The following is a 12,436-nucleotide window of genomic DNA, read 5'->3' as shown; positions in this document are numbered from 1 at the left end:
CGCGTATCGGTTTTCCGTCCGGAACTGCGTTAAAACACAGAGATGGAGCGGTTCTGTGTTTCCGTGAAACGGTGAACAGCTCTGAACCGATCTGACTGAGGAGAGGCTACCATGAAACTGCTGCGCTATGGCGAAGTCGGGAGTGAACGTCCCGGCCTTCTCGATGCCGATGGGACGATCCGCGATCTCTCGGCCCATGTCGCCGACATTGCAGGCACCGTACTTCATCCGGCGTCGCTGGAGATGCTGTCGAAGCTCGATCCTAAGTCGCTGCCGGTGGTTTCCGGCAAGCCTCGGCTCGGCGCCTGCGTTGCCGGAACCGGCAAGTTCATCTGCATCGGCCTGAATTATTCCGACCACGCCGCCGAAACCGGCGCCACCGTGCCGCCGGAGCCGATCATCTTCATGAAGGCCAGCTCGGCCATTGTCGGTCCGGACGATGACGTGCTGATCCCGCGCGGATCCGTGAAGACCGACTGGGAAGTCGAACTTGCGGTGGTCATCGGCAAGACGGCCAAATATGTCAGCGAGGCCGATGCTCTTGATTATGTAGCCGGCTACTGTGTTGCGCATGACGTCTCCGAACGCGCCTTCCAGGCGGAGCGCCAAGGCCAGTGGACCAAGGGCAAGAGCTGCGACACATTCGGCCCGACCGGCCCGTGGCTGGTGACCAAGAACGAGGTGGCGGATCCGCAGAACCTCAAGATGTGGCTGACGGTCAACGGCAAGACCATGCAGAACGGCTCGACCAAGACGATGGTCTATGGCGTCGCCTATCTCGTGTCCTATCTCAGCCAGTTCATGTCGCTGCACCCCGGCGATATCATCTCCACCGGCACGCCGCCCGGCGTCGGCCTCGGCATGAAGCCGCCGGTGTTCCTCAAGGCCGGCGACGTCGTCGAACTTGGCATCGAAGGTCTCGGCCAGCAGAAGCAGACCTTCAAGGCGGACGTGTAGCGCCTGAAGGTGACCTTGGTCAGGCCGCCGGAAAACGGCGGCCTCTATCATCTCAATCTATCCTGCCGTGCCGGCTTCGTCGGAGCAAAGCGGTCCGGCGTGCCTGCTTTTGACTAATTTATTACCGTGTTATATAACATGTTATGATTACGGTCCGAAACGGTGTGATGATGGAAGATGTCCTTCGAGCCCTTGGCTTCCTGTGTCTTGGCAGCAGGCTGAAGCGTCTGGGCGAGCAATTGCAGGCGGATACGCAGCGCCTGCTCGATGGCCTGGACGTTCGGGTTCAGTCGAGCCAGTACCCTTTGCTGGCCGCGCTCGACAGATTGGGCCCGCTGCCAGTCGGTGAACTGGCGCAATCGCTCGGGGTCACGCAGCCCGGTGTGACGCGAAGCGTTTCGCTTCTGGCCGATCTCGCGCTGGTCGATGTCACCCAGTCCCAGGATGACCAGCGACGCAGAATGGTCTCGCTGACAACGAGCGGCCAGCGCCTCGTCGATGTTGCAAAGCGGGATGTGTGGCCGCAAGTCGAGAACGCCGTCGCCGATTTGTGCCGGGACCTCTCAGGGCCGCTTCTCGATCAACTCGCCGCTATCGAAGATGGCCTGGCCGCGACTCCTCTCTACCGGCGTGTGGAAAAAGGCGCAGCGCAATGAAGCACGTTCTCGACCGGCCCGTCTGGAGCGCGTTGGAAACGCGGCATCGGTACTTCGCGCAAGGGGGCAGGCTCGCCAGGCGCTATTCACCGTCAATCGCCCTCTTCGCCGCGACCGCAGCCGACGATGCCGAAAGTCTGCGGGCGTTGGGTGAGCTTGTTGGCCCGGGCGAAAGCATGATCATGGCGCAGGCCGACGCTATTGCCCTTCCGGCCGGTCTCTCCGCAACCTCTTCCGCCTCCGCCATGCAGATGGTCGGCGAGCAGCCCTTGCAGGCCGTCAGGGATGAGCGCGTGCAGCGGCTGACGCAGCACGATATCCCCGAGATGCTGGCCCTGGCCTCGCTCACCAAGCCCGGCCCGTTCACGTCAGGGGCGCTCAGCCTCGGCGATTTCTGGGGCGTGAAGGTCGAGGGCAGGCTCGTCGCGATGGCGGGCGAACGCATGAAGCAGCCCGGCTATACCGAACTCAGCGGCGTCTGCTCGCATCCCGAGTTTCGCGGCGCTGGCCTGGGCAGGCTGATGTCCCTGTTCGTGGCAAACCAGATTTTCGCACGCGGCGAAGTACCGTACCTCCACGCTTATGCCACCAACGCCGCCGCGATAAGACTGTACGAGTCCATCGGCTTCCGCTTGAGAAGCGCGATCAATGTGGCTGTCGTTCAACGCGCTGGATGAGAGCTGCTTGCCTCTGGAATTCAGGCTGATTTTGGCTCGAGCCGCCGGAAGCCGACGGCCTCCATCAGCATGTCCTCGTCGACCATGCCGGCATTGTGCAGCGCAAGCAGTGTCAGCGCGATTTCGCGGGCCTCGGGCGATTCCGGCTGTGCCTCGCGGCGCCGGCACGCTTCGTCGAACACGCGTTGCAGCCTGGCGATGTCGGCAGGCTTGAGCAGGCCACGGTCATAAACGGACTTCGGCATGGCGGTCTCCCTGACAGAGGAGCTAGGGCACCATTCCTATATTTCCAGCCTTTCCCGAGGCTTGAGTATAACGGAGCGGCTTCGGCCTGGCCGAAGCCGCTCCACAGTCCCGAAATATGGGTGGATCGTGCCTAGACCGCGATTTTGCCGCCACCCTGCCTTGTGATGGCAACGACCGCCGGACGCACCGGCATGTCCTGCTTGAAGTCAGGCCAGCGGGTCGATGGGTCTTCGTAGTAGGACGGGCGCCCGAACGCTTCCCAGTCCTCGCCGCCATCGCCGGGGTGTTGGACTGCGACGAAGGCGGTCTGGTCGTCCGGCGCGAACAGCGGGCCGCACATTTCGGCGCCGATCGGCACGCGGAAGAACAGCTTTGACGTCGCCCGTGCCGCGCCCTCGGTGTCCACCGCCCACAGGCCGTCCGTGCGGCCGGTGGCCTTCGGGCCCTGGCCGTCGGTGGCGACCCAAAGGCGTCCCGCCGAATCGACGGCGCAATTGTCGGGCATGCCGAACCAGCCATTGACCGTGGTTGCCGTCGAGAATGTGGCGCCGACATCGGCCACCGCCGGATCGCCGCATTTCAGCAGCACTTCCCACTTGCCCTTGGCGGCAGCGAAATCACCACCGTCCTCGGCGATCTCGATGATATGGCCGAAGGCGTTCCCCGCGCGCGGGTTGGCGGCATCGACCTGGTCGGCCTTGCGCTTCGAATTGTTGGTCAGCATGACATAGACCTTGCCGTTGACGGCATTCGGCTGGATGTCCTCGGGGCGGTCCATCTTGGTGGCGCCGAGCAGGTCGGCGGCGCGGCGCGTCTCGATCAACACGTCGGCCTGGCTGGCGAAACCATTCTCGGCGGTCAGCGGTCCATGGCCGAAGACGATCGGCAGCCATTCCACCGTGCCATCCTCGGCGAATTTGGCGACATGCAGCGTGCCGTCGTCGAGCAGGTCCTTGTTGGCCGCGCGATCGTTGGCGTTGAAAGTGCCCTTGGTGACGAATTTGTAGACATAGTCGAAGCGCTCGTCATCGCCGAGATAGAAGACGACGCGGCCATCCCTGGCGACGATCGACTCCGCGCCCTCATGCTTGAAGCGGCCCATGGCGGTGCGCTTCTTCGGCGTCGAGGTCGGATCGTCGACATCGACCTCGACGATCCAGCCAAAGCGATTGGGCTCGTTGGGTTCCTTGGCGAGGTTGAAGCGGTCGTAATGTGCCGCCCATTCATAGGCGCCTTCGGGAATGCCCAGGCGCTTGTAGTTGGCGGCTTCCCCGTGGCCCTCGGGAAGGTCACCGGAGAAGTAGCCGTGGATGTTCTCCTCGGCCATCACATAGGTGCCCCACGGCGTCACGCCGCCAGCGCAGTTGTTGACGGTGCCGAATACCTTGGTGCCGGACGGGTCGGCGTTGGTCTTGACGCGGTCATGGCCGGCGACCGGGCCCGACAGCGCCATTTCGGTGTTGGAGGTGATGCGGCGGTTGAGCTTGCCGTCGCGCACCACCTGCCATTTGCCAGACACCTTGCGGATCTCGACGATGGTGCCGCCATGCGCGGCCATCTCGACATCGACCTGCTCCTTGCTGAGTGGTGCTTGCTTCACCTTGCCGTCGGCGATTGTGACAAGGCCGGGGAACATCAGATGCGGGTTGGTGTATTCGTGGTTGACCACCAGCAGGCCATGTTCGGCCGAGCCGTCGATCGGGATGTAGCCGACATAATCGTTGTTGTAGCCGAACTGTTTCGCCTGGGCCTCGGCCGACTGCCTCGTCGGCTCGAATTCCGGCGAATCGGCAAACAGCGGATCGCCCCAGCGCAACAGCACGTCGGCGTCATAGCCCGGCGCGACATGGTGCCTGTCGTCGATGCCGGCTTCGAGCTCGTCGAAGTTGAAGGCCGAGCCTTCCGCCGCGCGCGCATCGTCGGCTGCGACAAGCGCCAGTGGGCTGACGGTGGCGGCAATGGCCGCGACGGCAAGCGAACCCCTCAGGAAACCCCGTCGCGAGAACCTGGCGGCGATGATCTCGCCCATGGTGCGGTTGTCGGTGGGGTTGGTGCCAGCGCCGTCGTTTTCCTCGAGCAGGCTGGTGCGGAATCTTGTGTCGGCGGAGCGATCGTCGGTCATAGGCGTGCCTCTGGCTTTGGAGTGGCTGGAGCGGGGGGTGCCTGTTCAACCCCTTATAATCGCCCGATCACATTTTCGTGACAAAGCCGCGGTCATTTGACCTTAACCGGCGTCGGCGCGACGTGCGGCACCGGGCGGCATTCTCTCCGTCGCCGCGATCCTGGCCCGATGGACCTTGCTTGACGTGCCCGCGCGGTTCGGAAACAAGGGCTGCCAAAAGGATCATCGAGGGGCAAAAGGTGAGTTTTTCCGGATTACTTCAGCTCGGTGTTTCAACCGTCATCTTCCTGCTGGCCGCGACGGCGGCAAAGCAATGGGGGCTGGCGCCAAGCCTGGGCAAGATCGTGCTGACACTGGCGCTCTATTCGCTGGGCAATCTGATCATGCTGAGGCTGATCCGCGAATTCGGCATGTCCGTTTCGTTCAGCCTGTCGGCGGTCATTCAGCTTGTTTCGGTGAACGTCGTGGCGCTGGTCTTCTTCGGCGAGCGTGTCAACGCGCTTCAGGCGACCGGCATCGTGCTGGCGATCGCGGCGGTGGCGCTGATCACGCTCGGGCCCTATCTTCAGGGTCGATTGTAGGACCACCAGCCCTGTGAAAACCACTGCACGCACGCTGATCAACTGGATCGAGTTCCCGGTTCTGCTGGCCGGATCGATCATCGCTGGCGCTTTGTGGGGCTTCGAGGAACTGATGGAAGTGGCGCGCGCCACCACGCCGCACGCCTTTGACACGGAAATCCTGCTTGCCTTCCGCGAGCCGGGCCAGCCGAACAACCCTATCGGTCCACCCTGGCTGGAAGGCGCCGTGCGCGACATCACCAGCCTCGGCAGCGCCAGCGTCCTGGTGCTGATCACGGCGGCGGTGATCATTTATCTCTTGCTGGTGCGCCGGTGGGGAACGGCGCTCTTCATGTTCGTGGCGGTGGCGGGCGGACAGGTGCTGTCGAGCCTGTTGAAGTTCGGGATCGACCGGCCCCGACCCGAGCTCGTCTCGCATCTTGTCAACGAGACGTCGCTGTCCTTCCCGAGCGGGCATGCCATGCTGTCGGCGGTGACCTATCTGACGCTGGGTTCGCTCGCGGCCCGCTTCCTGCATGGGCGAACGACGAAGATCTATGTGCTGGCTCTCGCCGTGTTGACCACTTTGCTGGTCGGCGTCAGCCGCATCTATCTCGGTGTCCACTGGCCATCCGACGTGCTGGCCGGCTGGTGCGCCGGCTTCGCCTGGGCGATGCTGTGCTGGCTGGTTGCGAGAGCCTTGCAGCGGCGAAAGGTGGTCGACGACGGCGAGTGAGCCGGATGGTGATGATGCCTGCCTATGACGGCCGCATGATCATCCGCCGGGGCTGCCTGCGATTCCGCACGGTTCTATCTCGCTGACCTTGCCGCGCACCACCCCGGCCGTGCCGACTGCCACCGCCTTCGCCGCAGCCTTGCCGCCGGAACCTGCCAGGCCGCCGGCAATGCCAACGGCTCCACGGACGGCCCCCGTCGCTTTGATTTGCCGGACAACATACTCATTCCCTGCCTGACAGTCGTGCATCTGCCTGACTGCCTGGGCGGCGACCAAAGCTTCCTTCAGACCTTCCGGCGCATTCGGCCCCGCCGCCAGCGTGGCAAGCTTGGCATGCTGGCCGGTTGAAATCGGCGGATCGGCGGTTGTCGCCTGGCTGCAACCGGAGGCCATCAGGCTTGCCAGCACTGCCCGCGAGTGCCTTGGCCTCAATCGCCCGTGCGCCCTTCCTGTCTCCCATTTTCCGTGGAACGACACGTTACTTCTGTCCGATCGTTTGGTCGAGGATCAGGCTGCGGATCTTGGGCGTCAGGGGTCTCACTATATCCACGAAGGGACGGCCCTCGGCACGCAACACCATCAGGCTGTCGATCTGCTCGTCGATGGCGGAGATCGTTTCACCCTTCTGCGTGCCGCTTAGCTCCTCCATGTCGGAAACCGCCTTCTTCATCCTGCCGAAGATCGGATCGAGTTCCGCGATGGGGATGGTGGCCAGGAATCCGCGCACGGTTTCGCCCAGCGCGACCTCCCAGCTTTCGGCGGTAAAGCCGGCGGCGGCGATCAGCCCCTTGTCGGCCGCGTCGCGTTCGTACCAGTCGGCGGCGATCTCCTCGTCATAGGCGAACTGACCGTATTCAGGCTGGAGAGCCGCGATCAGGCCAACGACGGCGGAAGCGTCGCGCGAGGTCAGCGCCATGGCCCGGGAGGTTGGAAATATGATGCAGAGAACCAGTATGAGCGCGCCGACCCGGCATAGTGTCGCCAGGGAATCAGCCATAGCAATCCTCCACCAAGCCGGCCCGGGCATTGCTCGCCGCCTGCGACTGCAGCACCGAGCCACCGATCGAGGCGGCCTGACCGGCAATGACCCCACCATTGCCAGCCAGACCGCCAAGGCCCCCTGCCGCCGACAGGACGCCGCCAAGCAGAGCCGCATTGGTCTGCGCCCGCGCCGCCTTCTGGGCGGCCTCGGCGCAAGCCGCTTCCTTCTTCGTCGCCTTGTGCTGGATCTTCTTGCTGTTGCCCGCGCTTGAGACCGGCGCTGTGTCAGCCTCGATCTGGCCGGTCTGGCATCCGGCCAAGGCGATGGTCAGCGCCAGCAAAATTCTCTTCGTCATGTCGGCCCCTCATTCAGACAGTGCGCGGCGGCTTCAGATCGTGATGCGCGCCGCTGTCTTGCCCCCGCGCGGTTCCGGTTTCGGAAGCGCGCCGCAAACTAGGTTCGACAAAACAGGGTGGCTTGGACAAAACGGCCCTAAACACGGCCAAAACGGCATTGGATTGACGTTTCAGGCACCTCGGCGCATATCAGCGCCCTCCTGGGCATGGGGGTGCCGATGACTGCGACGATGGGGCCGTCCGCTTCGTTCCGACTGACCACGGACATGTTTCCGGAGCGGGATCGTGTCGAGCTGACGCGTGAGGTCTATGGCCGTACGGTCCTCAAGGTCGACCTCGATCCACTCGCGCCGACCCATGTCGACATGCGCGTGCGGATGTTGCCCGGGCTTGGCCTCGCCACCGGCAAATCCTCCGAGTTCCGGGTACATCGGCCGGCGTCGATGATCGACAGCGACGACCTCGTTCTCCTGGCGGCTCTCGACGGTTCCAGCATGATGAAGCATCGAGGCCGCGAGGAAGCGGTCGGTGCCGGCAATGCGCTGATGATGAGCAGCGAGGAGGTTGGCCTCAACGTGATCGCTCCTGGCGGTTTTCGCTTCGTCAATCTGAGTTTCTCGCTGAAGCGGATTTCGCCGCTTGTCGGCGATCCGGCCGCGGTGCTGATGCGGCCTTTGCCGACCCAAGGCGGAGCGATGCGGTTGCTGATAGACTACGTCCAGTCGATCCAGGAACTCGGCGACGGATTGCCTGCGGAGGCCCTGAATCTCGCCTCGACGCATATCTACGATCTCGCCGCACTTGCCCTGGGCGCGACGAGGGATGCGGCCGAGATCGCGCGAGGCCGGGGCGTTCGCGTCGCCCGGTTGCGGGCAATCAAGGCCGACATCGTCGCCCATGGCGGGCATGTCGCGCTGTCGGCCGAGGACGTCGCCGCCCGCCATCGCCTGTCGCCGCGTTATGTGCGCAAGCTGTTCGAAAGCGATGGCACCTCGCTGTCGGATTTCATGCTGCGCCAGCGGTTGGTCCGCGCCCACCGCATGCTCGGCGATATCAGCCATGCCGGCCGCAGCATCACGGACATTGCATACGAGGCCGGCTTCAACGACCTCTCCTACTTCAACCGGGCGTTCCGAAGGTGCTATGGCGCGACGCCTTCGGATGTGCGCGCCGGGCTGGCCAGATCGCTGCGCGCGGCGACGGACGAGGAAAAGCCGTAACCTGTGTCCGGCCGGACAATCCACAGGGAGTTGGCGGCTTGATCCGACCTCGCTCCATTGTGAAAGAATCCCGGCGGAAGGACGCCGATCGTGCGGGCGATCATCATTGCGGCGAACAAGCCCGACAGGAAGGAACTTGCCAGCACGAAACCGGGCACCTGCGCCAGCGCGGGGTCCACACCCAGGGCGACACCTTTGGCAAAGCGGATGACGATGATGGCAGCGATGAGGGCCAGCGGCACCCAATCCCCTTGCAGCACCAGCCGCCCGTCGGCGAGCATCGTGGCGGGACGGCGGCGCGCCACGGCAAGACCCGCCAGCGCGCCGGCCACGGCGCCGCAGGCGAAACCGAGCAGCCCGCTCGCCGAAATGCCCGACGAAGCCAGATTGTAGAGTGCAAGGCCGGTGATGAGAGCCGGCATCACGAAAAGCCGCCGCGGCGCCACGACGCGAGCCTGGGTGCGCTTCCAGCCGATGAGCAGGCCGTAGAGGATCAGCGGCCACACCCACACCGGCGTGTGGGACAGTATGCTGGCCGCGCTGGGGACATCCGTGCCGGCGGCAAGGGTCCCGCCGCTGGAGGCCAGGACGAAGCCCGTGGCAAGAACGGGAAGGCCAGGCTTGCCTGCCGGGATCGAGATCTTCCGGTAGTGGCGGGCGAGATGAAGGGACATTGTGGGTCTCCGTCTGATGTTGAAGGCTGGCCGCCGGCGCGGTATCAGCTTGGCCGGTTCGCCCGGCACCATGGCGGCGCGAAGCCGGTGCATCAAACGCGTCTTCGGCAAGGGACGAACGGCTACGTGAAAGACACGCTGGTGCATTCCACGCTTCGCGAAATGCAGGCCTTGCTGCTCTCGCCGCGCTTCTGGGGAGCGCTTGTGGCCGTATCGGCCATCCTTGGCCTCACCGGGCCTTTCGGCACCTATCAGGAGCTTCAGCTCCTGCCGCGCTGCGCCTACTGGCTGGCGCTGGCCTTGGTGACTTTCGTCGCCGGCTATCTGGCCATGCGGCTGACGCTCGGTATTCTATTCGGCAATGCCGGCGCGCAGCCGGTCCGCACCGTGGTGGCCGGCATCGCGGCCGGGGTCCCGGTGACGCTGGTTGTGCTGCTGTTCAACCATGCGCTGTTCGGCGGCCCTGTGCCGTCGGCGGCCGAGGTCTTGAAACTCTTCGTCAACTGCAGCCTGATCGCGGCGGCGATTTCCTTTCTTTCCACCCTGGCCGGCAGAGGCGCGCGGGGCGTTGTGGTCAATGGCGCCGTGCCGACCGCGGAACGCGCCGGCAGTGATGCCAAGGACGGCCTGCAGGAACGTTCCCCGCCGTCAGTCTCGCCTGCGCCGCAATCCACGCGTCCGTCGCTGAACGACCGGCTGCCGCATGCCATACGCGGAAAGATCACCTATCTGTCGATGCAGGATCACTACGTCGAGGTGCACACCGACAAGGGCACGGCGCTTGTCCTGATGCGGCTTGCCGATGCCATCCGCGAGGCCGGGGATACTCCCGGCCTGCGGATCCACCGCTCGCATTGGGTGGCGCTGGATGCCGTCACCGGCAGCCGGCGCAAGGAAGGCAAGCTGTTCCTGAAGCTGGGAGAGAGCGTGATGCTGCCAGTCAGCCGGTCCTATGCCGATGCCGTGCGCAAGGCCGGGCTGGTCTGAACCCCTGCGCGGCTGCGTCTTGCCGGGTACGAGAGTTCGTGCCGCTCCGGTCTTCGACAGCGATCAGGCCGCGGCAGGCGCATCCTCTTCATGCGTTGCCGCTCCAGCCAGATCGTCCCGCGCCTTGCGGGCAAGTTTCCTTGTCGACCGCTTGGGACTATCCCCGAACAGCTCGGCCGCTTCCTTGAGGCATGCCTTCTTCAAGTGCTTTTCCGAGCGCTTCAAGAGCTTGGCCAGAAGCCGCGTCTCCCTTGGCGGCCCGAGCGGCCGATCATCGGCATCGAGAAGGGCGCGCATGACCAGCACATCGTGCAGTTCGCCCAGTCTCTCGCCGAGCTCGTCCACCGCCTTGCGCCTGGCCTTGATCGGCGTCGGCCAAAGCCGTCCCAGCAGCGACAGATGCATGCCGTGGGTCTTGGCGGCTTTGCGCAGGTCGTGGAAATCATCGGCGTCGCCACGCGACCCCGCCGTGTCCAGCGCCTTTCTGGCGCGACGCAGGGTGAGGCGCGCGCCCTCCGCCAGCACATCGGCGGCCTGTTCGGGCATATCGGGCAGGGAGAGCGTGCCGATGCGGCTCCTTCCGGCCTCGCAAGCGGCGATCGCGGCCTCGATCGTCGCGGCAAGATCGGCGCCGGCATGCAGCGCCTCCTGGTTCTTGACCAGCCTCTCGCGCACCGTGTTCAGCCCGCCACCGGCGCATTCTTGCGGGAATTCGGCCGCCAGCCGATCGATGGTCTCGATCAGCGCCGTCGCTTCGCGCGCCCCGGCAAGAAGTCCCGCGACCTCGCGGTAGCACTGGTTCTCGGCCGCGCAGAATGTTTCGTTGCCGGAATGAACGAGGCGCAGCAAGGCGCGCACGCTCTTCAGCCGTTTGCGGCATTTGTGCAGCGCCTGCTCCGGCTGACTGGGCGCGGCGTCCAGATGGACAAGCGCCTTGTCGATTTCCTCGGCGAGGATGCGCCTGACCTCGCCGGTCAGCGGCAGGCGCGGATCAATGCGGAAACTCATGCGGCGATCTCCGGAATCCCCCCAAGGGCGAGCGACGCGTTGTAATATCCCGGCTCGCCGGTGACTTCGCGGCCGAGCCATTCTGGCAGCATTTCGTCCGGAACGTCGTCCGGCGTCTCAAGTTCGGCGACCACAAGCCCTGCAAGTGCGCCGCCGAAAACATCGACTTCGTAGAGGTAGCCGCCATGCCTAACATGGTGCCGTGTCTTCTCGATGACACGTCCGATGGCGAAGGCGAGCATTTCCTCGGCTTCGGCCAGGGGTATCACATATTCGTATTCGTCGCGCTCGCGGCCCCTGCTGCCGAATTTCAGCGTCAGCTTGGCCGAGGTGCCATCGCTGATGCGCACGCGTACCGAACGGCCGGTCGCCGCGGCGAGGTAGAACTGGCGGATGCGTATATCCGACTCGACCAAGTCTCGCCACGCGGTGCCGGAGACCAGGAACTTGCGCTCGATTTCCTTGACCATGGGGCGGCAATAAAGCGCGCACTGCCGCGGAAGGCAAGCCGGAGATGGTCGCATCGACTTGACTTTAATCATTCGATTGATTAAAAATTCTATATGAGCAAGACTGAAAGTGCAGCGGTTCCGGCGCGGGGAACGACGCAATCTCCCGCCGAAACAACGCGCGCGGCCCTTGTGCAAGCGGCGCTGAAGCTGTTCGGACGGCAAGGGTTTGACGGCACGTCGACACGTCAGATCGCTGCCGAGGCCAAGGCCAATATCGGGTCGATCGCCTATCATTTCGGTGGCAAGGAAGGGCTTCGCATCGCCGCCGCCGATTACATCGTCGAGACCATCCAGGCGATTGCCGGGCAAACGATCGGCGGCCTGCCGCCAGTTGCCGGAGCATCTGCTCCAGAGGCGGCGCGGGCGCAGCTATTCATGGCCCTGGAGCGCATGGTCGGCTTCATTGTCGCAAGCCCGCGGGCGGGTGAGATCGTGCAGTTCGTGTTGCGCGAACTCTCTCACCCGACGGCGGCGCTCGACCGCATCTACGAGGGCGTGTTCGAACCGACGCACCGTCGCATCTGCCTCATCTGGGAACAGGCGACGGGCGAGCCGGCAGAGAGCGAGTCCACCCGGCTCACCGTCTTCACGCTGATCGGCCAGGTCATCTATTTCCGCATTGGCCGCGAAGCGGTGATGCGCCGCATGGGCTGGCAGTCAATCGGCGATGCCGAGGCAGGCAGGATCGCAGCGGTGATATCTGACAATCTCGGCGCCATCCTGGCCGCCAGGAAGGGATGAAC

At 64.5% G+C, this 12,436-nt stretch carries 16 protein-coding genes; 8 read left to right on the top strand and 8 right to left on the bottom strand.

What is annotated here, in order from left to right; translation table 11 throughout:
- Positions 1 to 111 precede the first annotated feature (111 nt).
- From ACO07C_RS16585 to ACO07C_RS16575, 3 genes are all read left to right on the top strand, one after another.
- Complete coding sequence (locus ACO07C_RS16585; protein WP_421915233.1) at positions 112 to 957, top strand: fumarylacetoacetate hydrolase family protein; 846 nt, start codon at positions 112 to 114, stop codon at positions 955 to 957.
- 170 nt (positions 958 to 1,127) lie between these two features.
- Positions 1,128 to 1,613 carry a MarR family winged helix-turn-helix transcriptional regulator gene (locus ACO07C_RS16580; RefSeq protein WP_421917549.1) on the top strand — a complete coding sequence of 162 codons (486 nt, stop codon included), beginning with the start codon at positions 1,128 to 1,130 and terminating at the stop codon, positions 1,611 to 1,613.
- Positions 1,610 to 2,290 carry a GNAT family N-acetyltransferase gene (locus ACO07C_RS16575; RefSeq protein ID WP_421915232.1) on the top strand — a complete coding sequence of 227 codons (681 nt, stop codon included), beginning with the start codon at positions 1,610 to 1,612 and terminating at the stop codon, positions 2,288 to 2,290. The genes ACO07C_RS16580 and ACO07C_RS16575 overlap by 4 nt, the downstream gene beginning before the upstream one ends.
- Before the next feature lie 20 nt (positions 2,291 to 2,310).
- Here ACO07C_RS16575 and ACO07C_RS16570 read toward each other — a convergent pair whose 3' ends face one another.
- Together ACO07C_RS16570 and ACO07C_RS16565 are read right to left on the bottom strand one after the other, a co-directional pair.
- On the bottom strand, positions 2,311 to 2,535 hold the full coding sequence (locus ACO07C_RS16570) for a hypothetical protein (protein ID WP_354461636.1): 225 nt from the start codon (positions 2,533 to 2,535) through the stop codon (positions 2,311 to 2,313).
- Between the two features lie 131 nt (positions 2,536 to 2,666).
- A complete protein-coding gene (locus ACO07C_RS16565; protein ID WP_421915231.1) occupies positions 2,667 to 4,658 on the bottom strand; it encodes a PhoX family protein in 1,992 nt (663 codons plus the stop codon).
- A gap of 239 nt (positions 4,659 to 4,897) precedes the next feature.
- On the opposite strand from ACO07C_RS16565, the gene ACO07C_RS16560 reads away from it, so the two are divergent.
- A complete protein-coding gene (locus tag ACO07C_RS16560) occupies positions 4,898 to 5,239 on the top strand; it encodes a hypothetical protein (protein WP_421915230.1) in 342 nt (113 codons plus the stop codon).
- Positions 5,240 to 5,252: 13 nt separating this feature from the next.
- Positions 5,253 to 5,954, top strand: a complete 702-nt coding sequence (locus ACO07C_RS16555) for a phosphatase PAP2 family protein (RefSeq protein WP_421915229.1) — start codon at positions 5,253 to 5,255, stop codon at positions 5,952 to 5,954.
- 39 nt (positions 5,955 to 5,993) lie between these two features.
- Here ACO07C_RS16555 and ACO07C_RS16550 read toward each other — a convergent pair whose 3' ends face one another.
- From ACO07C_RS16550 to ACO07C_RS16540, 3 genes are all read right to left on the bottom strand, one after another.
- Positions 5,994 to 6,362 carry a hypothetical protein gene (locus ACO07C_RS16550; RefSeq protein WP_421915228.1) on the bottom strand — a complete coding sequence of 123 codons (369 nt, stop codon included), beginning with the start codon at positions 6,360 to 6,362 and terminating at the stop codon, positions 5,994 to 5,996.
- A gap of 70 nt (positions 6,363 to 6,432) precedes the next feature.
- The gene (locus ACO07C_RS16545) at positions 6,433 to 6,951 is read right to left on the bottom strand and encodes a hypothetical protein (RefSeq protein WP_421915227.1); all 519 of its coding nucleotides are present in this window, start codon (positions 6,949 to 6,951) and stop codon (positions 6,433 to 6,435) included.
- The gene (locus ACO07C_RS16540; protein ID WP_421915226.1) at positions 6,944 to 7,291 is read right to left on the bottom strand and encodes a hypothetical protein; all 348 of its coding nucleotides are present in this window, start codon (positions 7,289 to 7,291) and stop codon (positions 6,944 to 6,946) included. Before ACO07C_RS16540 ends, ACO07C_RS16545 begins: the two co-directional genes overlap by 8 nt.
- Before the next feature lie 219 nt (positions 7,292 to 7,510).
- On the opposite strand from ACO07C_RS16540, the gene ACO07C_RS16535 reads away from it, so the two are divergent.
- Entirely contained in the window at positions 7,511 to 8,512 is a 1,002-nt protein-coding gene (locus ACO07C_RS16535) for an AraC family transcriptional regulator (protein ID WP_421915225.1), read from the top strand.
- Here the strand turns inward: ACO07C_RS16535 and ACO07C_RS16530 are convergent.
- Positions 8,434 to 9,186, bottom strand: a complete 753-nt coding sequence (locus ACO07C_RS16530) for a DUF6622 family protein (RefSeq protein ID WP_421915224.1) — start codon at positions 9,184 to 9,186, stop codon at positions 8,434 to 8,436. The genes ACO07C_RS16535 and ACO07C_RS16530 overlap by 79 nt on opposite strands.
- A gap of 126 nt (positions 9,187 to 9,312) precedes the next feature.
- On the opposite strand from ACO07C_RS16530, the gene ACO07C_RS16525 reads away from it, so the two are divergent.
- On the top strand, positions 9,313 to 10,173 hold the full coding sequence (locus ACO07C_RS16525; protein WP_421915223.1) for a LytTR family DNA-binding domain-containing protein: 861 nt from the start codon (positions 9,313 to 9,315) through the stop codon (positions 10,171 to 10,173).
- 63 nt (positions 10,174 to 10,236) lie between these two features.
- Here the strand turns inward: ACO07C_RS16525 and ACO07C_RS16520 are convergent, their stop codons facing one another.
- Entirely contained in the window at positions 10,237 to 11,181 is a 945-nt protein-coding gene (locus ACO07C_RS16520) for a CHAD domain-containing protein (protein WP_421915222.1), read from the bottom strand.
- Positions 11,178 to 11,651 carry a CYTH domain-containing protein gene (locus ACO07C_RS16515; protein ID WP_421915221.1) on the bottom strand — a complete coding sequence of 158 codons (474 nt, stop codon included), beginning with the start codon at positions 11,649 to 11,651 and terminating at the stop codon, positions 11,178 to 11,180. Before ACO07C_RS16515 ends, ACO07C_RS16520 begins: the two co-directional genes overlap by 4 nt.
- 93 nt (positions 11,652 to 11,744) lie before the next feature.
- Between ACO07C_RS16515 and ACO07C_RS16510 the strand changes: the two genes are divergently transcribed.
- Complete coding sequence (locus ACO07C_RS16510) at positions 11,745 to 12,434, top strand: CerR family C-terminal domain-containing protein (protein WP_421915220.1); 690 nt, start codon at positions 11,745 to 11,747, stop codon at positions 12,432 to 12,434.
- Positions 12,435 to 12,436: the final 2 nt, after the last annotated feature.

This window comes from Mesorhizobium sp., assembly GCF_965229135.1.
In the GTDB taxonomy this organism is placed as follows: Bacteria; Pseudomonadota; Alphaproteobacteria; order Rhizobiales; family Rhizobiaceae; genus Mesorhizobium.
The sequence above is the reverse complement of the archived record's forward strand: the minus strand, read 5'-3'. Positions and strand labels throughout refer to the sequence as shown.